Genomic DNA, 20857 nt, shown 5'->3' with positions numbered 1-20857 from the left:
GGGCGTCCCTTGCCAGCCCCTCTTTCGTCTTCTTGCTTTCGACTTGCTTTCGTTTTTGTTTGTGATTAACTCTAATCCGAAAGTAAAATCGCCGAAGTGAACGGGCGATCGCCGGGGAAGCGTCTGTTGGATCGGATATTCGACCTCGCCATTATCGGAGGCGGTATTAATGGCTGCGGCATCGCGCGCGACGCGGCAGGCCGGGGCAATTCCGTTTTCCTTTGTGAAATGAATGACTTGGCGAGTGGAACGTCGTCCTGGTCGACCAAATTGGTGCACGGCGGGCTGCGCTATCTCGAATACTACGAATTCCGCCTGGTTCGCGAAGCGCTGATCGAGCGCGAAGTTCTCTGGCAGATCGCACCCCACATCATCAGGCCGTTGCGTTTCGTTTTGCCGCACCATTCCGGCTTGCGCCCGGCATGGCTGCTCAGGCTAGGGTTGTTCCTGTACGACCATATTGGCGGCCGCCATCTGCTGCCGCCGACACGCTCGGTCGATCTCGTCCATGACGAAGTGGGCAAACCCTTGATCGCCAACCGCTACAGGCGCGGTTTCGAATATTCCGACTGCTTCGTCGATGACGCGCGTCTCGTCGTGCTCACTGCGCGGGATGCGGCGGACCGCGGCGCAGAAATCCACACCCGCTCGCGCGCGGTCGAGATCAGGCAAATCGACGGCATCTGGCACCTCACCGTCGAGAACACGATCAGCGGTATGCGCACCACGATCCAGGCGCGCGCGCTGGTCAACGCCGGCGGTCCATGGGTCGAACAGGTGCTCTCGTCGGGCTCAGGCGTCAACGCGCGCGCGAAGGTGCGGCTGGTGCAGGGCTCCCACATCGTGGTGCGCAAGCTCTACGATCACGACCGCGCTTACATGTTCCAGAATGCCGACGGCCGCATCATCTTCGTCATTCCTTATCAGGACGACTTCACGCTGATCGGCACCACCGATCGGGACTATGACGGCGATCCGGGCAAGGTGAAGGCGAGTCCCGAGGAGATTCAATATCTCTGTGCGTCGGCCAGCGAGTACCTGAAAAAGCCGGTGCTGCCTGCCGACGTCGTGTGGACCTATTCTGGCGTGCGCCCGCTCTACGACGACGGCGCCAGCGAAGCGAAGGCGGCGACGCGCGACTATGTGTTCGAACTCGACACGCCGGGCGGCGCGCCGCTGCTGTCGATCTATGGCGGCAAGATCACGACCTATCGGCGCCTGGCGGAAGAAGCGCTGGAGCGGCTCGCGCCCTACCTGCACAGTGCGAAAGACAAAGAAGGTTGGACCGGCAAGGCGCCGCTGCCCGGCGGCGACATGGATGTTTCGGCGGTCGCTGCGCTGACCGCGGAACTGACACGGAAATATCCGTTCCTCGAACCGGCGCACGCCAATCGGCTCGCGCATGCCTATGGCACGCGTGCGACAAAATTGCTCGGCAACGCGAAATCATTCGCCGACCTCGGCCAGTCGTTTGGCGCTACGCTGACCGAAAGCGAGGTCCGCTATCTGATTTCGAACGAATGGGCCTGCAGCGCCGAAGACGTGGTGTGGCGGAGGTCCAAGCTCGGCTTGCGGCTGTCGGCCGACGAAATCGCAGCCCTCGACGAATGGATCAAGGCCAACAGCGGCTCCGACGAACGTCCTTTGCGTGAGGCGGGAGGACGGCCATGAGCGTCACGCTCGAACATGTCACGCGAACCGTGGATGGCATGGCGACCATTCGCGACGTCTCGCTAACGCTGGAACGCGGCACGCTGAGCGTGCTGCTCGGACCGACGCTGTCGGGCAAGACCTCGATCATGCGGCTGCTCGCCGGTCTGGATAAGCCTGCAACCGGCCGCGTGCTGGTCGACGGCAACGATGTCACCGGCGCAGATGTGCGGCAGCGGTCGGTCGCGATGGTTTATCAGCAGTTCATCAACTATCCCTCGCTGACGGTTTACGAGAACATCGCTTCCCCCCTGCGGGTGCAGGGCAGGCCGCGTGAGGAAATCGACCGGCGGGTCCAGGAGGCAGCAAAACTGCTGCGGCTCGAGCCCTATCTAAAGCGCACGCCGCTGCAGCTTTCCGGTGGCCAGCAGCAGCGCACGGCGATCGCGCGCGCGCTGGTCAAGGGCGCCGACCTCGTCCTGCTCGACGAGCCGCTTGCCAATCTCGATTACAAGCTGCGCGAGGAATTGCGCGCTGAACTGCCGCGCATCTTCGAAGCGTCGGGCTCGATCTTCGTCTATGCCACGACCGAACCCTCGGAGGCTCTGCTGCTCGGCGGCAACACCGTCTGCATGTGGGAAGGCAAGGTTCTGCAGGCCGGTGATACCTCAAAAGTCTATCGCCAGCCCGATACGCTGCGGGTGGCGCAGGTGTTCTCCGATCCGCCGCTCAACATCGTCGGCATCGAGAAGAAGAACGGGTCCGTGCAATATGCCGGCGGCATCCAGGCGCCGGCCACCGGGCTTTACGCATCGCTCGCAGACGGTCCGTATCGCGTCGGCTTTCGCGCCCATCAGCTCGAAGTGGCAAACGGCGTCGCCGGCCGCCATGCCTTTCACGCCACCGTCACCGTGACCGAGATCACCGGTTCGGAAAGTTTTGTGCATCTCAACCGCGGAGCCTCCAACTGGGTCGCGGTGCTGCCGGGCGTGCATGAGTACGAGCCCGGCCATGTGCTCGATGCCGTGCTCGATCCCGACAATGTCTTCGTGTTCGACGCAGCCGACCGCCTGGTCGCCGCACCATCACAAACCAAGAGCATGTGAGGAAGATGCGACATGGCACGCATTGACCTCGTCGATCTCGCACATTCCTACGGCGGTAATGACGCGCCGGCGGAGTCGTTTGCGCTGAAGCCGGTGACGATGACCTGGCGGCAGGGCGGCGCCTACGCGCTGCTCGGCCCGTCTGGCTGCGGCAAGACCACGCTGCTCAACCTGATCTCCGGCATCGTCACGCCCTCGCGGGGAAAAATCCTGTTCGACGGCGCCGATATCACACCGCTGTCAACCCAGAAGCGCAACATCGCGCAGGTGTTCCAGTTTCCGGTGATCTACGACACCATGACGGTTGGGCAGAACCTTGCATTTCCGCTGCAGAACCGCGGCGTGGCGAAAGTCGAGGTCGAGAAGCGGGTGAAGCAGATCGCCGATCTCCTGGATCTCACGCCCTATCTCGGCCGCAAGGCGACGCGCCTGACCGCCGACGCCAAGCAGAAGATTTCGCTTGGGCGTGGCCTCGTCCGCTCCGACGTCGCTGCCGTTCTGTTCGACGAGCCGCTGACGGTGATCGATCCCGAACTGAAGTGGCAGTTGCGCTCGAAGCTGAAGGCGCTGCACCGCGAACTCGATCTCACGATGATCTACGTCACCCATGACCAGACCGAGGCGCTGACCTTTGCCGATACGGTGGTCGTCATGCATGACGGCCGTGTGGTGCAGAGCGGCACGCCCGCCGAGCTGTTCGACAAGCCAGCTCATACCTTTGTCGGCTACTTCATCGGTTCGCCCGGCATGAACATCGTGCCGGCTGTCGTGGGCGGGCATGAGGCGCGGATCGACGGCCACGTCATCGGCCTGCACCGCAATTACGGCGTGCTGCCGGCAGGTGCGAAGATCGAGATCGGCGTGCGGCCGGAATTCGTCAATATCGCCGCTCCCGCATCGGGCCTGCTATCGGCCACGATCGAGCGCATCGACGATCTCGGCCGCGCGCGTTTCGCCCGCGTGCGGATCGGCGATGCCAAGTTCGCCGCGCGGGTGCCGCCGGGATTCTCCGTGTCCGACAATACGGTCGGCCTCGTGTTCGATCCCGCCCATGTTCACGTCTATGCCGACAGCCGTCTGGTCGAGGGGGTTGCCTGATGGACAAGACCATCAACCAAAAGGCCTGGTTCCTGGTGCTGCCGGTATTCGCGGTGGTCGCGTTCTCCGCGATCCTGCCGCTGATGACGGTCGTGAACTATTCGATGCAGGACACGTTCGGCAACAACCAGTTCTTCTGGAACGGCGTCGGCTGGTTCAAGGAGCTGCTCGATCCCTCGACCGATCTCGGCGGGCGCTTTCTGGCCTCCCTCGGCCGCAACCTGCTGTTCTCCGCCATCATCCTGGCCATCGAGGTGCCGCTCGGAATCGTGGTAGCGCTGTCGATGCCGCGCGAGGGTTGGACGGTTGCCGTATGCCTTGTCATCCTGGCGTTGCCGTTGCTGATTCCGTGGAACGTGGTCGGTACGATCTGGCAGATTTTTGGCCGGCCGGATATCGGTCTGCTCGGCTACACGCTGAACAGTCTCGGCTTCGACTATAATTATGTCTCCAACGAGTTCGATGCCTGGGCCACCGTGATCGTGATGGACGTCTGGCACTGGACCAGCCTCGTCGCGCTGCTCTGCTACGCCGGCCTGAAGTCGATCCCCGACGCCTATTATCAGGCCGCGCAGATCGACGGCGCCTCGCGCTGGGCGGTGTTCAAGGCGATCCAACTTCCGAAGATGAACCGCGTGCTGCTGATCGCAGTGCTGTTGCGCTTCATGGACAGTTTTATGATCTACACTGAGCCGTTCGTGGTCACCGGCGGCGGCCCAGGCAATTCCACCACCTTTGTCTCGATCGAACTGGTCAAGATCGCGCTTGGGCAGTTCGACCTCGGCAAGGCCGCAGCACTTTCGCTGGTCTACAACCTGATCATCCTCATCGTGTGCTGGGTGTTCTACACCGTCATGACCAATGCCGGGACTGAGCGTCCCGCCAAGCCGGGAGGCGTCTGATGAATTCGATTCCCGGCCGCCGCATCATCATGGTGCTGTTCCTGATCTTCCTGCTGTTGCCGATCTACTGGCTTGTCAACATGAGCTTCAAGACCAACACCGAGATCGTCACGACGATGACGCTGTGGCCGCACCAGCCCACGCTGGAGAACTACAAGCGCATCTTCACCGACGAGAGCTGGTACTCCGGCTACATCAACTCGCTGACTTACGTCCTGATCAACACCGTGATCTCGATTGCGGTGGCGCTGCCGGCGGCCTATGCCTTCTCGCGCTACCGCTTCCTCGGCGACAAGCATCTGTTCTTCTGGCTGTTGTCGAACCGCATGGCGCCGGCGGCGGTGTTCGCGCTGCCGTTCTTCAACCTCTATTCGGCGATCAACCTGTTCGATACGCCCTGGGCGGTCGCGCTCGCGCACTGCATCTTCAATGTGCCGCTCGCGGTGTGGATTCTCGAAGGCTTCGTCTCGGGCGTGCCGCGCGAGATCGACGAAACTGCATTTCTCGACGGCTATTCGTTCCCGCGCTTCTTCGCCAAGATCCTGGTGCCCTTGATCGCGAGCGGCATCGGCGTCGCGGCGTTCTTCTGCTTCATGTTCTCCTGGGTCGAATTGCTGCTGGCGCGAACGCTGACGTCGGTTAACGCCAAGCCGATCTCGGCCATTATGACGCGCACGGTCTCGGCCGCCGGCATGGACTGGGGCCTGCTCGCCGCCGCCGGTGTGCTCACCATCATTCCTGGCGCGCTAGTGATCTGGTTCGTCCGCAACTACATCGCGCGCGGGTTCGCGCTGGGACGGGTGTAGCCATGGAACACATCGCATGGATGGCTTGGACGCTGCCGACCGCGATCTTTTTCGTGATGCTGGCGCTGACGCTCGGCGCCATGACCTGGCTTGCGGCTGTCTATCCCGAAGCCGAGCGCGTCGGTGTTTTGCGCATTCCGACCACACGCGGCGACCGGCTTTTCATTTCGCTGGTGTTGTCAGCCGTCATTCATTTGCTGTGGATCGCCTTTGTTGGCACCGATCCGATCGCCACGCTGCCGATCGGGGAGGGCGTTGAGATTTCGAGCCTGTGGCTCGCAACCCTGATTTCGCTGGTCTCGGCCGTTGCGATTTTCCGCACCGTCTGAGGAGCGAAAAAGAGCAGATCCGGGATCAACCCGGGCCTGAGTTTGTGTTTGTCGCTGCAACCGGAGGATCCAACATGCGACGCTTGAGAGGAAGGAATGGTCCGTTGACCAAGGAGAGCTTTCTGACGATGACCAGCGCGGCTGCGCTGATCGCCGCTTCCGTGACCATTGCCGCACCCGCGCGTGCGGACGACGCCACTAACCAGAGGTGGATCGACAGCGAGTTCCAGCCGTCGACGCTGTCGAAGGCCGACCAGCTGAAGGAGCTGCAGTGGTTCGAAAAGGCCGCCGCCCCCTTCAAGGGCATGGAAATCAACATCGTGTCGGAAACTATTACGACGCATGAGTATGAAGCGCGGACGCTGGCGAAGGCTTTCACCGAGATCACCGGCATCAAGGTCAAGCACGACCTGATCCAGGAAGGTGACGTCGTTGAAAAGCTGCAGACCCAGATGCAATCCGGCAAGAACGTCTATGACGGCTGGATCAATGACTCCGACCTGATCGGCACCCACTTTCGTTACGGCCAGACCGTGATCCTGTCGGATTACATGACCGGCGAGGGCAAAGACGTCACCAATCCGCAGCTCGACGTCAACGACTTCATCGGCAAATCCTTCACCACGGGTCCGGACGGCAAGCTCTATCAGCTTCCCGACCAGCAGTTCGCGAACCTCTATTGGTTCCGCTACGACTGGTTCTCCAATCCGGAGTACAAGGCCAAGTTCAAGGCCAAGTATGGCTACGAGCTCGGCGTGCCCGTGAACTGGTCGGCGTATGAGGACATCGCCGAGTTCTTCACGAACGACATCAAGGAGATCAACGGCGTCAAGGTCTATGGCCACATGGACTATGGCAAGAAGGATCCCTCGCTCGGCTGGCGGTTCACCGACGCCTGGCTGTCGATGGCCGGCAACGGCGACAAGGGCATCCCGAACGGCAAGCCGGTCGACGAATGGGGTATCCGAATGGAAGGCTGCCGTCCCGTCGGTTCATCCGTCGAGCGCGGCGGTGACACCAACGGCCCGGCGGCGGTCTATTCGATCGTCAAATATCTCGAGTGGATGAAGAAGTATGCCCCGCCGCAGGCGCTAGGCATGACCTTCTCCGAATCGGGACCGGTGCCGGCACAAGGTGCGATCGCGCAGCAGATCTTCTGGTACACCGCCTTCACCGCCGACATGGTGAAGCCCGGTATCCCGGTCGTGAATGCCGACGGCACGCCGAAGTGGCGCATGGCGCCGTCGCCGCACGGCTCGTACTGGAAAGAGGGCATGAAGCTCGGCTATCAGGACGCCGGCTCTGCCACACTCCTGAAGTCGACCCCGCCGGATCGCCGCAAGGCGGCCTGGCTCTATCTGCAGTTCATCAACTCCAAGACGGTGTCCTTGAAGAAGAGCCATGTCGGTCTCACCTTCGTTCGTGAATCCGACATCTGGGATAAGTCGTTCACCGAGCGTGCGCCGAAGCTCGGCGGCCTCATCGAGTTCTACCGCTCGCCCGCGCGCGTGCAGTGGACTCCGACCGGCAACAACGTGCCTGACTATCCGAAGCTTGCTCAATTGTGGTGGCAGAACATCGGCGATGCGTCGTCCGGTGCGAAGACGCCGCAACAGGCGATGGACGCGCTGGCCGCAGCCCAGGACTCGGTGCTCGAGCGTCTTGAGAAGTCCGGCGTGCAGAAGGAGTGCGGGCCGAAGCTGAACAAGAAGGAAACGGCCGAATTCTGGTTCGCCAAGTCCGAAAAGGACGGCAACGTCGCTCCCCAGCGCAAGCTGGCGAACGAAAAGCCGAAGGGCGAAACCGTCGACTACGACACGCTGGTGAAGTCGTGGCCGGCCACCCCGCCGAAGCGGGCCGAGGCGAAGTAAGCTTCGCAAGCTGCGAGTGATGCAAACAGGAGAAGGCCGGGAGCGATCCCGGCCTTTTTTCTTTTCTTACCTCGCCAGAGGGAGGGGTCACTCCGCCGCCTGCGCAGCTCCCAGCGTCGGGTAGTCTGTGTAGCCCTTGGCGCCACCGCCGTAGAACGTTGCCTTGTCCCATTCGTTCAAGGGCGCGCCCTTCTTCAGACGTTCGACCAGATCCGGGTTCGAGATGAACGGTTTGCCGAACGCGATGAGATCGGCGGCGTCGGCCTCGAGCACCTTTGTCGCGAGGTCGAAATCGTAGCCGTTATTGGCGACATAGGCACCGCTGAAGCGCTTGCGCAAGGATGCGTAGTCGAACGGAGCGTTGTCGCGCGGGCCGCCGGTCGCGCCTTCGATGACGTGGATATAGGTCAGCTTCAGCGCGCTGAGCCCATCGACGATGTGGTCGAACAGAGGCTGCGGATTGCTGTCGGAAACGTCATTGGCCGGCGTCACCGGCGAGATGCGGATGCCGGTGCGCTCGGGGCCGGCGACCGCGGCGACCGCCTTCGACACTTCCAGCATCAGTTTGGCGCGGTTCTCGATTCCGCCGCCATAGGCGTCGGTACGCTTGTTGGCGCCGTCTTTCGCGAACTGGTCGAGCAGATAGCCGTTGGCCCCGTGAATTTCGATGCCGTCGAAACCGGCGGCCAGCGCATTCTCGGTGCCGCGCTTGAAGTCCTCGATGATCCCCGGAATCTCCGAAAGCTCCAGCGCGCGGGGCTCTGAGATTTCAGTGAACGTGCCGTTGACGAAGGTCTTGCCCTTGGCGCGGATCGCGCTTGGTCCCACCGGCTTGCCGCCGCGGGGCTGCAGCGTGGTGTGCGAGATGCGGCCGACATGCCAGATCTGGATGAAGATGCGGCCGCCTTTTTCGTGCACGCGGTCGGTGACCTTGCGCCAGCCTTCGACCTGCTCCTTCGAATAGATGCCGGGCGTGTCCTGATAGCCCTGGCCCTGTTGCGAGACCTGGCTGGCTTCGGTGATGAGAAGCCCGGCGGATGCGCGCTGGCCGTAATAGTCGACCGCGAGCGGGCTCGGCACCATGCCGGGAGGCACCGCGCGGTTGCGGGTCAGCGGTGCCATCGCGAAGCGGTTCGGCAGGGTGATCGGGCCAAGCTTGAAGGGCTCGAACAGTTTGGTCTGGCTCATGTCTGATGGGTCCGGGTGAATGACGATAGGGAAGAGTTGGGCATTGCCGCCATTTGCGCAATCCCGGAAGCCATTCGGCTTGCGCAGACGAGCTGCGCAGGCGCTCAGCCTGGTGACGGCATCGCGATACGGCCCGGGGCGCCGGCTAGAATGATTCATTCGAAAATCGGGAGTGGCGCAGCGGGAGCCGTCTCCCTGTCAGGCCCTGACGGCCCAATTTATTCCCGGTGGCCGGCGGCGGCGTGCCCGATCGATCCGCCGCCGGGCCCGGCGCGATCACATTGCAGCGAACGCGCCCTTCTCACCCACGGCCACAGGCGCGTGCACCGCTACGCCCGCTCGCCTGTTGTCCAACTCGACGGCAAGCCCGGCGACATCGACCTCCATCAGCTCGAAGGTCAGGCATTCGCAACCGATCGAGCGAAACACCTGGTTGGCCGCCTTCTGGACGCTGTTGCTGAAGGTCTGGTGGTCCATCTGAATTTCGAGGCGGGATTTGCGGCTGCACACCGCCTTCACCACCGATTGCAGGCGCATGCAGACCTCGTCCCGGTAGCTCTGCGTGCTTTCGAACGAGGCCCGGGGGTCGACGATCTGGGTCCGCACGACATAGATGAAGTTGAGGGCAAAGCGGTCGGCGGAGACGGCGCCTTGCTTGAACCGAAACACCTCCGGGCGCAGATCGATCCGCACTAGCTGGCGGCTTCCGGCGCGGATGCGGTGTGGGCCGGGGGTGAGGGCTTTTTCAAAACGCCCGTTCCGGTAGAGCAGCACGGTCTCGAATTGCTGGACGCAGATCCGGTCGAAGCCGAGCAACGCCATCATCCCTTTCCTGAGCAGCGTCGAAATCCAGGCCCAGGCGGCGGCGATCAGCGCGATGACGATCAGAGAAAATGCTAACGAGCCTAGGAGTTCACCCACGTTTTCCCTTTCCCCGCCACGGACTTTATCTTTATTGCGACTCCGCGATCTCAACTCTTCTTGGCGTTTCGTGCGTCGAAAATAAGTCAGGTCATTTCAATCTCGACGGGTAAACAAAAAATAATCGAAGTGTGGCTCGGTCATTTGATTTTCAAATAGGCGCATGGTGCCGCCTGATTGTGCTCAGAGGCATGGTCATCGCCTGTGGCGGTTGGTCGGGGCGTCGTTCAGCTTTCCATGGTCGTCGCTCGGCTTGACGGGCGATCCGGTACGCCGCGACCTATCCCCGTCATTGCGAGCGAAGCGAAGCAATCCATGTCTCGGCGTCGGGATAGATGGATTTGCTTCCGCCTTCGCTCTTCGAGCTACGGCGGACAAGTCGCTGCGCTCGCAATGACGGCGTGTCAGGCGCCTACGTCGTGTGCGCCATTCACGTCCATCGCATCTCACCGCACGTTCGTGACGATCGCGAGCCGCGCCTCCATCGGGTGAGACGAGCGGAGTCATGCCGCTGATTTGCCCGCCATGTTAAGCGGAATATTTTTGCGCGAAGTGCTGGACAGGTTTTAGTGATTTGCCCGTCGTGCCAGTTTGCCGCAGGGCACACGTTGAGATTGCGCTTGCACGAAAGGCAAATCAGTCCGCAGCGACGGGTCCGCAGGGTGAGCAAAGGCGCGGAGCGCCGTGCCCACCAGTTCACGCCGCGCTCATGATGGTGGGCACGCTTCCGCCTCGCTCCCCAAGCTTCCGCCTTCGCTCTGGCGAGCTACGGCGGACAAGTCGGCGAAGATCGCTTTGCTCAATCTGCGCTCTAATTGTGGGCCGGTATGTCGGCGCCATCGGTCGCGTACTGCCGGATCTTGTTGCGCATGGTGCGCACCGAGAGCCCGAGCAGGCGCGCGGCGTGGGTGCGATTGCCGTGGCAGCGCGCCAGCGTCTGCAGCACGAGCTCGCGTTCGATCGCCTCGACCGTCGAGCCGATCAGCATCGGCACGATCTCATGGGGCGACGGGCTTTTGAAATCCGACAGCGGAATTTCGGTCACCGGAACACAGTCCGTGCCGAGATAAACGTCAAAATACTCACGGGGCATCAACACCTCCCGATCGACGCCTGCTCCGAAACGCGGAGCAGAAACATCAGGAATCACACTCCCCCTGCCGCAGGGAAGCGTGGGCGCGAATGGTTAACGAAGGATTAATGAGCACGGAAAAGTTTTGGTGATTATTTTCAACACCTATAGGTATATGTTCGGTAGCAGGCAGATAGTGGCGTGAGCTTCGCATAGCTCAATTTTGTCAAATTCCGCCGGCGGCGGAGCGCTTGCAGCGGCGGCATGAACGGAGAAGGAGCTGTGCGCGACGGAGCTCCTCTGCGGCACGACGACGGAACCCACCATGTGTAGGTGTAACCGGCATCGTCGCCCCAACGCTTGGGCAGCAGATAGTATGCCTTGCCCGCCTCAACTACGAAATCGGCGGGGTGGGGCACGCCCAAATTGCTCGGGTCCAGAACTCATTCGGCGAACTTACACGATGCGGACCGGGTGGCAGTTCGACAGTCGCGTACTGGCCAGGAGGCCCGAAGGCCGTAGCCTGCATGAGCGCAGCGATATGCGGGGATCTTCGTCCCGGATGTCGCTGCGCTCATCCGGGCTACGCTTGCTCGCTACCGCACCGGCTCCTTCGCCCATTCTTCGGTCGTCACCGCTTCTGCAGGCTTGCTCGACCGGACCATCAGAAACGTCCCGGAGACCGCGGTGCCCGGCAGCTTCCAGCGCCCGTCGATTTCCGTCACGTCGGCATTAACCGAGCCCTCATAGGAGACAGAGTTATAGCCGTGGCCGGGCGGCTCGTAGCGCTTGATGAACGAGACGGCGCTGCCGGATCGATGACCCGCAATCGAAGCGTTGTGGGTGCTGATCGGGCAGCCGGGGACGGTACAGGGTTCGGTCACGTTTCCTGTGAGCGCGCCACCGGTTTCGATGAGCGTCGCCAGAAACGTGACCATCCCTACCTGCTGCTGAACAAAGGTGCCGTCCCAGACACCGGTGAGGCTGTCGGTCATGGCTATCCGGATGCGTGCGCAGTCCTCATAGCACCCGGTTGCTCTCCTTCACCTTGTCCGCATCCAGATAGACGCTTGACCCCATCTCCTTGAACTTGGCGCTCATCGCCGCCATTCCGTCCTCGATGGTGCCGCTCACCGACATCCCGATTCCAGTCGGATCGTTCAGCGTTGCCGCGTAGTCCCGTACGTCCTGCGTGATCTTCATCGAGCAGAATTTTGGGCCGCACATCGAGCAGAAGTGCGCGACCTTGTGGGCTTCCTTCGGCAGCGTCTCGTCGTGGAAGCTCTTGGCCGTGTCCGGATCGAGGCCGAGGTTGAACTGGTCGGTCCAGCGGAAGTCGAAGCGGGCGCGGGACAGCGCATCGTCGCGGAGTTGCGCGGCGGGGTGGCCCTTGGCGAGGTCAGAGGCATGGGCCGCGATCTTGTAGGTGATGACGCCGACCTTGACGTCGTTGCGGTCGGGGAGGCCGAGATGCTCCTTCGGCGTGACGTAGCAGAGCATGGCGCAGCCGAACCAGCCGATCATGGCGGCGCCAATGCCCGACGTGATGTGGTCGTAGCCCGGCGCGATGTCTGTGGTCAGCGGCCCAAGCGTGTAGAACGGGGCTTCGCCGCACTCTTTAAGCTGTTTGTCCATGTTGATCTTGATCTTGTGCATCGGCACGTGGCCGGGGCCCTCGATCATCACCTGGCAGCCCTTGTCCCACGCGATCTTCGTGAGCTCGCCGAGTGTCTCCAGTTCAGCGAACTGCGCGCGGTCGTTGGCATCAGCGATCGAGCCGGGGCGCAGGCCGTCGCCGAGCGAGAACGAGACGTCATACTTGCGCATGAGGTCGCAGATCTCGTCGAAATGGGTGTAGAGGAAGCTCTCCTTGTGATGCGCCAGGCACCACTTGGCCATGATCGAGCCGCCGCGCGACACGATGCCGGTGACGCGGTTGGCGGTGAGGTGGATGTAGGGCAGGCGCACGCCGGCGTGGATGGTAAAATAGTCGACGCCCTGTTCGCACTGCTCGATCAGCGTATCCTTGTATAGCTCCCAGGTCAGTTTTACCGGATCGCCTTCGCACTTCTCCAGCGCCTGGTAGATCGGCACGGTGCCGATCGGCACCGGCGAGTTGCGCAAAATCCATTCCCGCGTGGTGTGGATGTTGCGGCCCGTCGAGAGGTCCATCACGGTATCGGCGCCCCAGCGGATCGCCCACACCATCTTGTCGACTTCCTCTTCCACCGACGAGGTGACGGCGGAGTTGCCGATATTGGCGTTGATCTTGGTCAGGAAGTTGCGGCCGATGATCATCGGCTCGAGTTCGGCATGGTTGATGTTGGAGGGGATGATGGCGCGTCCGCGCGCGATCTCGCTGCGGACGAACTCCGGCGTGATGAAGGCGGGCACCGAGGCGCCAAAGCTTTCTCCATCAGCCAATGCGGCCTCCGCGCGCTCGAGCTGCTGCTTGCGGCCGAGATTTTCACGCTCGGCGACGTAGATCATCTCCTTGGTGATGATGCCGGCGCGGGCGAATTCGAGCTGGGTGATCTTGTGGCCGTCGAGGCCGCGGATCGGCTTGTGATGCGCGGTGAAGGCCTTTGCGGCATGCGAGGCGCCGACATTGCCGTTGTCTTCCGGCTTGATCGCGCGTCCATCATATTCCTCGACGCCACCGCGTTCCTTCACCCAGGCCATACGATTGCGCGGCAGGCCGGCGTTGACGTCGATGGTGACGGAGGGGTCGGTGTAGGGGCCGGAGGTGTCGTAGACCGGCAGGTTCGGTTCGCCTGCGCCCTCGCTGAGGATGATTTCGCGCAAGGGTACGCGCAGATCGGGCGCGGCATCGGGGGTGGCGAAGATTTTTCGCGACGAGGCGAGCGGGCCGGTGGTGACGGCGGGCAGGGTGGTGTCGGGATTGGAGCGGATGTTCATAAGGTATCCTCCGTTATCTTATTGTCATTCCGGACGGGGCCGCACTGCGGATCCATCCGGTAGCGAAATTTGTGGCGCGAGCCCCCACCCGTCGCGCGCTGACGCGCGCGCCACCCTCCCCCGCAAGCGGGAGAGGGTAACGAGGACTCGCTGCGCTCCCTCTCCCGCTCTTGCGGGGGAGGGTTGGGGTGGGGGTGCCTCCGCGAGCGCATATGTCTCGTCCGTCATTGCGAGGAGCGAAGCGACGAAGCAATCCATTGTCGCCGAATTCTCGGTGCCAATGGATTGCTTCGCTTCGCTCGCAATGACGGCTGATGGGTTCGCCTTCATCTCACGCAGCCTCCGCGCTCTGGCCAAGCCATTGTCGCACCCGCGCATCCGGGTCGGCGTTCTGGGTGACGTCGCTGACGACGGCGATGGAGTCGGCGCCGGCCGCAAAAATCTCGGCCGCCTGTTCGAACTTGATGCCGCCGATCGCGACCAGCGGGATGTCGCCGATGCGTTTCTTCCATTCGGTGATTTTTGGAATGCCCTGCGGCGCGAAGCGCATCGATTTCAGCGTGGTCGGGAAGATCGGACCCAACGCGATGTAATCGGGCTTGGCGGCGAGCGCCGTCGCCAGTTCTTCGTCGTCATGGGTAGAGATGCCGAGCGTCAGTCCGGCTTTGCGGATTTCGTCGAGGTCCGCGTCAACGAGATCTTCCTGGCCGAGATGCAAATGCTGGGCGCCGGCGACGATCGCCGCGCGCCAGTAATCGTTGACCACGAGCTTGACGTCGGTGCCCTTGATGACTTCGAGCGCGTCGGTGACGATCTGCAGCGCTTCCGATTCATTGAGGTCCTTGGCGCGCAGTTGAATGGTGCCGGCGCCGAGCAGCGCCAGCCGGGCTACCCAGGCGACGCTGTCGACCACGGGGTAAAATCTGTCAGGATACGGCATGCCAGAACGGGGTCCCGATCACAGGGGTTGAGGGGGAGGCGAAGTCGCGGGCTTCCATCAGGCCGGCTTCGTAAGCCGTTCGGCCGGCTTCGACGCCGAGGCGGAACGCATTCGCCATCGCGACCGGATCGGCGGCTTTTGCAACCGCGGTGTTGAGCAGCACGGCGTCGTAGCCGAGTTCGAGGGCGTGCGCCGCATGCGAGGGCGCCCCGAGGCCGGCGTCGACCACCAGCGTCACGTCGGGCAAACGTTCGCGCATCAGTTTCAGCGCGTCGCGGTTGGTGATGCCTTTTGCACTTCCGATCGGCGCGGCCCACGGCATCACCACCTTGCAGCCGGCATCGACCAGCCGCATCGCGACCGAAAGGTCTTCGGTGCAATAGGGGAACACTTCAAAGCCGTCCTTGATCAGGATGCCGGCGGCTTCCACGAGGCCGACCACGTCGGGCTGCAGCGTATCGTTGTCGGCGATCACCTCCAGCTTGATCCAGGGCGTTCCGAACAGTTCGCGTGCGAGCTTGGCCGTGGTCACTGCCTCGCGCACGCTGCGGCAGCCTGCGGTGTTCGGCAATACCGTGACATCGAGCTCGCGGATCAGCGACCAGAACGCGTCCCCGCTCTTGCCGCCGGCAGCCTCGCGCCGCAGCGACACGGTGACGATGTTGGCGCCCGAGGCGCGGATCGCGTCCTGCATGATCGCGGGCGACGGATAGAGCGCCGTGCCGATCAGCAGGCGGGAGGAAAAGGTTTTGCCGTAGAAGTTCAGCACTATGCGCCTCCGCGATTCCGGTTTGCTCCCTCGCCCCGCTCTTGCGGGGAGAGGTTAAGGGAGACTGCGGCTCTGCTCACCATCGCCTTCACCCTCCCTGCCGCGGCGTGATGATCTCGATCTCGTCGCCGGCCTTCAGCGGCGTCTCGGCCCAGCGGCTTTTCGGCAGCACGTCGTAATTCAGCGCGATCGCGAAATGCGTGCCTTCGTATTCGAGTTCGCTGAGCAGCGCGTCCACACGCGTCGAGGCGATCTCACGCGCTTCGCCGTTAACGGTCACACGCATCGCATCACCTCATTGTCGATGGCGCCACGCTGCACAAAGGCGAGTGTCGCTTCCGCGAGCGCGGGCGCCAGCAGGAAACCGTGGCGGTAAAGCCCGTTCACGGCGATCTTGTTCTTGCCGGCCGTGATCCGCGGCAGGTTGTCCGGGTAGGCAGGCCGAAGGCCGGAGCCGAATTCGACGATGCGCGCCTCGGCAAAGGCCGGGTGTACGGCATAGGCGGCGCCCAAAAGCTCCAGCGCCGAGCGGACGCTGACGCCGGTGTCCTCGGCCTCGATCGAGGTCGCGCCCAGCATGAACTTGCCGTCGCCGCGCGGGATCACATAGAGCGGCCAGCGCGGATGGATCAGCCGCACCGGGCGCGACAGCTCGACCTCTGAAGTCTCGACGATGATCATCTCGCCCTTGACGCCGCGCAGCTCCGGCTGCTCGTCGCGCGCGGACAGCCCGCGGCAATCGATGACGACGCCGTCGAGATTTTCCGCTTTTGCATCGCAGTCGAACTTGATGGTGCCGCCAGCCGCTGTGATGCGGGCGTGCAGCTCGGGGAGCACCTTTCGCGGCTCGACATGGCCCTCGTCGGCGTAGAACAGGCCGGTGCGAAAGCGGCCTTCCAGCGACGGTTCGAGCTCGCTCAGCGCCTGCGCGTCGAGCCTGACATGGCCGGCGGTGAGTCTGGCAAAGCGTTCGAGATCGGCGCGGTCGCGCGGGTGTGCCACGACCAGCGAGCCGTTGAACGGGGTATCGGGAAAATGCTCGCGCCACAGATCGAGCGAGCGGATGCCGAGCCGGCCGATCACGGGCTCGGAGGTCTCGGCCTCGCACCAGGGCGCCAGCATGCCGCCGGCCCAGTGGCTGGTGGAAAGCGTCATAGCGGCGTCACTGCGCTCGTACAGAGTGACGGCGTGGCCGGCCTGGGCGAACAGCAAGGCCTGCCATGCGCCGGCAATGCCCGCGCCGATGATGGAAACGGGAGAATCCCCGCGCAGATCTGACTTCTGGTACATCCCTGTCCCTTCGCCGGCATGACCCGGATCAGGTTCAAAGGGTCACCGCGGTCTTGGGCTGTTCGGCCCAAAGTTTGCGGTATCTCAGCTCCTCACGGAGCACCCCTCGGAACAGGTCTAATGTAGGCGGTTGGGTGGAGGTGTCAACGCGGCCGTGCGGGAACCTGCCCCCGCTATCGCGCCCGGACCCCAGCGCAGTGCAGCAGCGGTGCGCTGCTGAGCTGGGGTCTCGGACGGCTGGCATTGGGTCCCGGTTTTGCGGAGCAGCGCAAACGCGCTGCCCCGCGCCCGGGACACGAGACTTAGCTATTTTGCCGTCTGCAGCGCGTTGGCGTCGGCGGGCGTTCTGGCCGTCGCGACCGGCGCGGCGACGATTTTCGGCGGTGCATCACTTGCGAGGACCGGCGCGATTTGCAGCGGCCGTTCCTGGCGCTGGCGCTTTGCAGCGTAGTAATAGCCGCTCGCATAATAGCGCACGGCTCGGCTGTGGTCGCCGCCCGCGGCGCGGTAGGCGCCGGCAAGGTATTTGATGCCCCAGGCGAGGTTAGTGCTGGGATCGCGCAGGCCCGCGGCATCGCCGGTGTAGCCGAGGCCGCGCGCGGTCGGCAGCTTGATCTGCATCAACCCGATGGTGCCGCCGCGCCCGACCAGGTTCGGATGATATTTGCTCTCGCGCACGATCACGCGATGCACCAGCGCTTCCGGCACGTTGTTGGCGGCTGCGTGCGATGCGACCATGCTTTCATATTGCGCGCGGCTCTGCGCGATTGCGGCCGATGAAACGAACAGCGCCGCGGTGGCGGCGAGCCAGACGAATTTCGGAAAACTTTTCATAAAAACGATCTCGGCGGATGGACGCGTGAACGATTGATGCTTCCGGTTAGTTCCATGTGCGGGCCAAGATGTGGCAAAAAGCGGACGACATCGCGGCGAGATCTCTGCGCGGAGGCATGTGTTAACGAACGCGGCTCACGTGACGTTAACGTTGTGCGTGCGATGCATCGCGTCTGTCGACGCGAATCTGCGTCATGCGGACGCGCGAGGAATGTCGTGCAAAAGTCGCAGTCAAGGTGTAAAGAAGACGCCGCGACGAAATACCAATCAATTCATTCCGACAGCAAACCTGTCCCATTCAACGAAATTTCAAAAAGCGAGACGTCGTTACGGCGTCCGAAATCTAGGGAGATGCGCCATGGCTCGACTTGACACCAGCTATCTGCCTCGCGGAAATCCCTGCGCCCAGTGCGGCAAGCCGATTCCGAGACCCGATTGGGTCGAGAGCAGTCAAGGCCGCACCTCCTTTCTCTGGTTCTGCCGCGCCTGCGACTATCGCTTCGAGGCGATCGCCATCTACGAGGAAGCCGATCCCGACGCGCTGGCTGCCTGACGCGATGAACTAGGCCGCGGCGCGGCCGCCGTTCTGACGTGTCGGCAATTGCATGCGCACCACCAGCCCGTGCGGCGGCCGGTCGTGCAGCGACAGCGTCCCGCCATGCGCCAGCACAATGGCGTTCGTAATCGACAGGCCGAGGCCGAAGCCCGCCGCCTCATCCATGTTGCGAGCGTCGTCGCCGCGCACGAACGGCTCCAGCATGTTCTGCTTCTGCGCATCCGAAATGCCGGGATCATCGTCCTCGATCGGCGTCTGTGATTCCGCGCGCACCTTGCGGCAGAGGGGTGAGACCGTCCTCGCCGGGCAGCATGACGTCGAGGATCAACAGATCGACCCGGCGGTCGGTCATGGCGCGCGCCATCTCGCGGCCATCGACAGCCGTCCTCACGTTGCAGGCGTTATTGCGCAGGTATTTTGCAATCAGCGTCCGCGTTTCGCGGTCGTCCTCGACGACGAGGATGTTGGGATTGCCTGGGCCATTCCGACCTTTTGTCGGTGATTCGGGCGTGTGGGCGAAGGATTTTTGTTTCCGGATGTTTCTGGATGGCCCCGGGCAATACCGGGCAACAGGCGAGGGGCGCGCTGAAGAGACCTCGTTAATAGCGCGAGCCCTACGTTCGCCGCGTCCGATGCGTTCCCGCGAGTAACCGAATCACCTGACCCATCCCTGGAGCTATCATGACCTCGATTTCGGCGGCCTCCATCAATACCCGTCAGTCGCCCCTGCAGATGTTGCGGAACGAGTTGTTGTCCGAAGTTAAATCCGGCGCCATCAGTTCGTCCGATCAGGACGCGTTGTCGGCGGCGCTGACCGATATCGATTCCGCCATGCAGGCGAGCCGCGCCAGCGCCCAGGCCAGCGGCACGCGGCCCTCGCCCGACGAGCTCAAATCCAAGATCGACGATTTGATTGCCGGCCAAGTTACTCGGCGCTTCTGATCGACTTCCAGAGCTGACGTTCTTCCCGCGTCGGCCTGTCCAGCCTTTCCGAAAGGGAAGGATGGTTGTCTCATTTCGGCGGCGGAACTGCTCACGCAGTGCAACGTTGGTTTCTATACAGATGTGTGGAGGGTTCAATGGCAAGCGACGTCATGGCCAAGCCGCATCCGTTGATCGCAAGCGACCGTGTCGAGGGGACCGCGGTGCGCCGGCCGAACGGGGATACGATTGGCCACATCGAACGGCTGATGATCGACAAGGTCACCGGCAAAGTATCCTATGCTATCCTGAGTTTCGGCGGCTTTCTCGGCATCGGAGCCAATCTGATCCCGTTGCCTTGGGGACGGCTGCGCTACAACACCAGGTTCGAAGCCTACGAACTCGATATCGACGATGAGGAGCTGAGGCGCGCGCCGTCATTCCGTGCGGACATGGATTTCGACTGGGGCGATCGCGCTAAGGAAGCAGAGCTGCATCGCTATTACGGCATGCCGCCTTACTGGGGCGGCTTCTGACGCACGCAAAGCGAGTGTTCCCGCGTAATATATATGGAACACTTGTTAATGTGCCGGGTTTTCCTCAAAGCGTTTCTGAACTGAGGAGAACGGATATGTTGACCAAATATGCCGTTGCCGGCATCGCGGCCTCCGCGCTGCTGGCGAGTGTTGCGTTTGCGCAAGCTCCGTCGGCAACGACGGATAAAGCAACCACCGCCGCGCCTGCGGCTGCGTCCGATACCTCGTCGTTCAAGGGCAACTGGCGGACCTCGAAGCTGGTTGGCCTGAACGTGTATAACGACAGCAACGAAAGCCTCGGATCGATCAACGATCTCCTGACCGACAAGAACGGCGATATCAAAGCCGTGGTGATCGGCGTCGGTGGCTTCCTCGGCGTCGGTGAGCATCTCGTCGCGGTGCCGATGGACAAGGTGAAGTTCGTCGAGGAGCCGATCGCCTATACCGGCGCCTCGACCCAGCCTGCGACCGGCGGCGCAAGGCCTGCGACCGGCACGGGCACGACGACGGGTGCGGCGACCGCGCCTGCTGCGCCGGCCGTGAAGAAGAATCCGTGGTATCCGGATCACGCCACGCTCAGTGCAACAAAGGATCAGCTGAAGGCGATGCCGGAGTTCAAGTATACGACCGAGTAACGCCGCGGCCTCAAAAACCGCAGGCTTCCTCAAAATGGCCGGACGGCGTGATGCCGCCCGGCCATTTTGTTTTGCAAGTACCCCTCGTGCATGGTGCGGCGCATCCTATCGGCGTCGGCGTCCCGATGTTAGGTTGCAAGCGCGGCAGGAGCACCTGCCTCCTGCCTTCCATCGACCTTTGCATCAACGGGAGGACGACATGGCTGAGAGTGTCTACAAGGTCATCGAGCTGATCGGCACCAGCAAGGATTCCTGGGAGAAGGCCGCGGCGGCTGCGGTCAGCCGCGCCGGAGAATCGCTGCGCGATCTGCGCGTCGCCGAGATCGTGCAGCTCGATCTTCAACTGGACACCAGCGGCAAGGTCGAAGCCTACCGCGCCAAGGTGAAGGTCTCGTTCAAGTTCGAAGGGTCGTAGTCGGCGTCGGCGCTCTTGCGCGGTGAACCGTCATTGCCTGCGACAAACGCGAGGCGTTTGCGCAAGGGAGCGAAGCGACGAAGCAATCCATCTCTCCTC

22 protein-coding genes, 2 pseudogenes and 1 riboswitch are annotated in these 20857 nt (G+C 62.7%); of the genes and pseudogenes, 12 read left to right on the top strand and 12 right to left on the bottom strand.

Translation table 11 applies throughout. From position 1 onward, the window contains the following. The first annotated feature begins 126 nt into the window (after window positions 1-126). The 7 genes from glpD to AC0QUY_RS08945 all read left to right on the top strand — a co-directional run bounded on the left by glpD (window position 127) and on the right by AC0QUY_RS08945 (window position 7762). A complete protein-coding gene (glpD, locus tag AC0QUY_RS08975) occupies window positions 127-1671 on the top strand; it encodes a glycerol-3-phosphate dehydrogenase (RefSeq protein WP_475386567.1) in 1545 nt (514 codons plus the stop codon). After that, on the top strand, window positions 1668-2756 hold the full coding sequence (locus tag AC0QUY_RS08970) for an ABC transporter ATP-binding protein (RefSeq protein WP_475386566.1): 1089 nt from the start codon (window positions 1668-1670) through the stop codon (window positions 2754-2756). The genes glpD and AC0QUY_RS08970 overlap by 4 nt, the downstream gene beginning before the upstream one ends. A 12-nt stretch (window positions 2757-2768) precedes the next feature. Then, the gene (locus AC0QUY_RS08965; RefSeq protein WP_475386565.1) at window positions 2769-3854 is read left to right on the top strand and encodes an ABC transporter ATP-binding protein; all 1086 of its coding nucleotides are present in this window, start codon (window positions 2769-2771) and stop codon (window positions 3852-3854) included. Then, a complete protein-coding gene (locus AC0QUY_RS08960; protein WP_161849518.1) occupies window positions 3854-4756 on the top strand; it encodes a carbohydrate ABC transporter permease in 903 nt (300 codons plus the stop codon). Before AC0QUY_RS08965 ends, AC0QUY_RS08960 begins: the two co-directional genes overlap by 1 nt. After that, the gene (locus tag AC0QUY_RS08955; protein WP_161849517.1) at window positions 4756-5562 is read left to right on the top strand and encodes a carbohydrate ABC transporter permease; all 807 of its coding nucleotides are present in this window, start codon (window positions 4756-4758) and stop codon (window positions 5560-5562) included. The genes AC0QUY_RS08960 and AC0QUY_RS08955 overlap by 1 nt, the downstream gene beginning before the upstream one ends. A gap of 2 nt (window positions 5563-5564) precedes the next feature. Further along, entirely contained in the window at window positions 5565-5891 is a 327-nt protein-coding gene (locus AC0QUY_RS08950; protein WP_161849516.1) for a DUF2160 domain-containing protein, read from the top strand. A 74-nt stretch (window positions 5892-5965) separates the two neighbouring features. Then, window positions 5966-7762 (top strand): ABC transporter substrate-binding protein, encoded by a 1797-nt coding sequence (locus AC0QUY_RS08945; protein WP_475386564.1) that lies wholly within the window; start codon window positions 5966-5968, stop codon window positions 7760-7762. 87 nt (window positions 7763-7849) lie between these two features. On the opposite strand, the gene AC0QUY_RS08940 is transcribed toward AC0QUY_RS08945, so the two are convergent. The 10 genes from AC0QUY_RS08940 to AC0QUY_RS08895 form a co-directional block, all read right to left on the bottom strand. Further along, window positions 7850-8950, bottom strand: a complete 1101-nt coding sequence (locus tag AC0QUY_RS08940; protein ID WP_475386563.1) for an alkene reductase — start codon at window positions 8948-8950, stop codon at window positions 7850-7852. A gap of 276 nt (window positions 8951-9226) precedes the next feature. After that, window positions 9227-9772 (bottom strand): SPFH domain-containing protein, encoded by a 546-nt coding sequence (locus AC0QUY_RS08935; RefSeq protein WP_161849513.1) that lies wholly within the window; start codon window positions 9770-9772, stop codon window positions 9227-9229. A gap of 910 nt (window positions 9773-10682) precedes the next feature. Next, window positions 10683-10964 carry a helix-turn-helix domain-containing protein gene (locus AC0QUY_RS08930; RefSeq protein ID WP_161849512.1) on the bottom strand — a complete coding sequence of 94 codons (282 nt, stop codon included), beginning with the start codon at window positions 10962-10964 and terminating at the stop codon, window positions 10683-10685. A 575-nt stretch (window positions 10965-11539) separates the two neighbouring features. After that, a complete protein-coding gene (locus AC0QUY_RS08925; protein ID WP_475386562.1) occupies window positions 11540-11938 on the bottom strand; it encodes a hypothetical protein in 399 nt (132 codons plus the stop codon). 25 nt (window positions 11939-11963) lie between these two features. Further along, a complete protein-coding gene (gene thiC, locus AC0QUY_RS08920) occupies window positions 11964-13862 on the bottom strand; it encodes a phosphomethylpyrimidine synthase ThiC (protein ID WP_475386561.1) in 1899 nt (632 codons plus the stop codon). A gap of 331 nt (window positions 13863-14193) precedes the next feature. Continuing rightward, on the bottom strand, window positions 14194-14802 hold the full coding sequence (locus AC0QUY_RS08915; protein WP_475386560.1) for a thiamine phosphate synthase: 609 nt from the start codon (window positions 14800-14802) through the stop codon (window positions 14194-14196). Continuing rightward, on the bottom strand, window positions 14789-15571 hold the full coding sequence (locus AC0QUY_RS08910) for a thiazole synthase (RefSeq protein ID WP_475386559.1): 783 nt from the start codon (window positions 15569-15571) through the stop codon (window positions 14789-14791). The genes AC0QUY_RS08915 and AC0QUY_RS08910 overlap by 14 nt, the downstream gene beginning before the upstream one ends. Before the next feature lie 88 nt (window positions 15572-15659). Beyond that, a complete protein-coding gene (thiS, locus tag AC0QUY_RS08905) occupies window positions 15660-15857 on the bottom strand; it encodes a sulfur carrier protein ThiS (RefSeq protein WP_475386558.1) in 198 nt (65 codons plus the stop codon). Next, the gene (locus AC0QUY_RS08900; protein WP_161849506.1) at window positions 15848-16861 is read right to left on the bottom strand and encodes an FAD-dependent oxidoreductase; all 1014 of its coding nucleotides are present in this window, start codon (window positions 16859-16861) and stop codon (window positions 15848-15850) included. The genes thiS and AC0QUY_RS08900 overlap by 10 nt, the downstream gene beginning before the upstream one ends. After that, window positions 16849-16978: riboswitch (TPP riboswitch) on the bottom strand. (Overlaps the previous gene by 13 nt.) A 189-nt stretch (window positions 16979-17167) precedes the next feature. Then, the gene (locus tag AC0QUY_RS08895; RefSeq protein WP_475386557.1) at window positions 17168-17695 is read right to left on the bottom strand and encodes a transglycosylase SLT domain-containing protein; all 528 of its coding nucleotides are present in this window, start codon (window positions 17693-17695) and stop codon (window positions 17168-17170) included. A 358-nt stretch (window positions 17696-18053) separates the two neighbouring features. Between AC0QUY_RS08895 and AC0QUY_RS08890 the strand changes: the two genes are divergently transcribed. Next, window positions 18054-18248, top strand: coding sequence for a hypothetical protein (locus AC0QUY_RS08890; RefSeq protein WP_057859503.1), 195 nt, complete (start codon window positions 18054-18056; stop codon window positions 18246-18248). A gap of 9 nt (window positions 18249-18257) precedes the next feature. On the opposite strand, the pseudogene AC0QUY_RS08885 reads toward AC0QUY_RS08890, so the two are convergent. Continuing rightward, window positions 18258-18500, bottom strand: a pseudogene (locus tag AC0QUY_RS08885) (ATP-binding protein); the annotation flags it as partial. Further along, window positions 18498-18714, bottom strand: a pseudogene (locus AC0QUY_RS08880) (response regulator); the annotation flags it as partial. The pseudogenes AC0QUY_RS08880 and AC0QUY_RS08885, both read right to left, overlap by 3 nt. Window positions 18715-18932: 218 nt before the next feature. Here AC0QUY_RS08880 and AC0QUY_RS08875 point away from each other — a divergent pair. The 4 genes from AC0QUY_RS08875 (at window position 18933) to AC0QUY_RS08860 (ending at window position 20758) form a co-directional block, all read left to right on the top strand. After that, the gene (locus AC0QUY_RS08875) at window positions 18933-19193 is read left to right on the top strand and encodes a hypothetical protein (protein ID WP_161849504.1); all 261 of its coding nucleotides are present in this window, start codon (window positions 18933-18935) and stop codon (window positions 19191-19193) included. 137 nt (window positions 19194-19330) lie between these two features. After that, window positions 19331-19708, top strand: coding sequence for a PRC-barrel domain-containing protein (locus AC0QUY_RS08870; RefSeq protein ID WP_475386556.1), 378 nt, complete (start codon window positions 19331-19333; stop codon window positions 19706-19708). A gap of 95 nt (window positions 19709-19803) precedes the next feature. Beyond that, window positions 19804-20343 carry a PRC-barrel domain-containing protein gene (locus AC0QUY_RS08865; RefSeq protein ID WP_161849503.1) on the top strand — a complete coding sequence of 180 codons (540 nt, stop codon included), beginning with the start codon at window positions 19804-19806 and terminating at the stop codon, window positions 20341-20343. 199 nt (window positions 20344-20542) lie between these two features. Continuing rightward, entirely contained in the window at window positions 20543-20758 is a 216-nt protein-coding gene (locus tag AC0QUY_RS08860; RefSeq protein WP_161849502.1) for a dodecin family protein, read from the top strand. The last annotated feature ends 99 nt before the right edge of the window (window positions 20759-20857 follow it).

This window comes from Bradyrhizobium sp. WYCCWR15520 (assembly GCF_056174665.1).
Note: the sequence above shows the minus strand (reverse complement) of the source record. Positions and strands in the feature narration are given on the sequence as shown.

What these genes read in the sequence shown, in the direction of transcription:
- AC0QUY_RS08970 (WP_475386566.1), top strand. Translation starts at nt 1,668, where the DNA reads ATGAGCGTCACGCTCGAACATGTCACGCGAACCGTGGATGGCATGGCG.
- AC0QUY_RS08965 (WP_475386565.1), top strand. Translation starts at nt 2,769, where the DNA reads ATGGCACGCATTGACCTCGTCGATCTCGCACATTCCTACGGCGGTAAT.
- AC0QUY_RS08960 (WP_161849518.1), top strand. Translation starts at nt 3,854, where the DNA reads ATGGACAAGACCATCAACCAAAAGGCCTGGTTCCTGGTGCTGCCGGTA.
- AC0QUY_RS08955 (WP_161849517.1), top strand. Translation starts at nt 4,756, where the DNA reads ATGAATTCGATTCCCGGCCGCCGCATCATCATGGTGCTGTTCCTGATC.
- AC0QUY_RS08950 (WP_161849516.1), top strand. Translation starts at nt 5,565, where the DNA reads ATGGAACACATCGCATGGATGGCTTGGACGCTGCCGACCGCGATCTTT.
- AC0QUY_RS08945 (WP_475386564.1), top strand. Translation starts at nt 5,966, where the DNA reads ATGCGACGCTTGAGAGGAAGGAATGGTCCGTTGACCAAGGAGAGCTTT.
- AC0QUY_RS08940 (WP_475386563.1), bottom strand. Translation starts at nt 8,950, where the DNA reads ATGAGCCAGACCAAACTGTTCGAGCCCTTCAAGCTTGGCCCGATCACC.
- AC0QUY_RS08935 (WP_161849513.1), bottom strand. Translation starts at nt 9,772, where the DNA reads ATGGCGTTGCTCGGCTTCGACCGGATCTGCGTCCAGCAATTCGAGACC.
- AC0QUY_RS08930 (WP_161849512.1), bottom strand. Translation starts at nt 10,964, where the DNA reads ATGCCCCGTGAGTATTTTGACGTTTATCTCGGCACGGACTGTGTTCCG.
- AC0QUY_RS08925 (WP_475386562.1), bottom strand. Translation starts at nt 11,938, where the DNA reads ATGACCGACAGCCTCACCGGTGTCTGGGACGGCACCTTTGTTCAGCAG.
- thiC (WP_475386561.1), bottom strand. Translation starts at nt 13,862, where the DNA reads ATGAACATCCGCTCCAATCCCGACACCACCCTGCCCGCCGTCACCACC.
- AC0QUY_RS08915 (WP_475386560.1), bottom strand. Translation starts at nt 14,802, where the DNA reads ATGCCGTATCCTGACAGATTTTACCCCGTGGTCGACAGCGTCGCCTGG.
- thiS (WP_475386558.1), bottom strand. Translation starts at nt 15,857, where the DNA reads ATGCGTGTGACCGTTAACGGCGAAGCGCGTGAGATCGCCTCGACGCGT.
- AC0QUY_RS08900 (WP_161849506.1), bottom strand. Translation starts at nt 16,861, where the DNA reads ATGTACCAGAAGTCAGATCTGCGCGGGGATTCTCCCGTTTCCATCATC.
- AC0QUY_RS08895 (WP_475386557.1), bottom strand. Translation starts at nt 17,695, where the DNA reads ATGAAAAGTTTTCCGAAATTCGTCTGGCTCGCCGCCACCGCGGCGCTG.
- AC0QUY_RS08890 (WP_057859503.1), top strand. Translation starts at nt 18,054, where the DNA reads ATGGCTCGACTTGACACCAGCTATCTGCCTCGCGGAAATCCCTGCGCC.
- AC0QUY_RS08875 (WP_161849504.1), top strand. Translation starts at nt 18,933, where the DNA reads ATGACCTCGATTTCGGCGGCCTCCATCAATACCCGTCAGTCGCCCCTG.
- AC0QUY_RS08870 (WP_475386556.1), top strand. Translation starts at nt 19,331, where the DNA reads ATGGCAAGCGACGTCATGGCCAAGCCGCATCCGTTGATCGCAAGCGAC.
- AC0QUY_RS08865 (WP_161849503.1), top strand. Translation starts at nt 19,804, where the DNA reads ATGTTGACCAAATATGCCGTTGCCGGCATCGCGGCCTCCGCGCTGCTG.
- AC0QUY_RS08860 (WP_161849502.1), top strand. Translation starts at nt 20,543, where the DNA reads ATGGCTGAGAGTGTCTACAAGGTCATCGAGCTGATCGGCACCAGCAAG.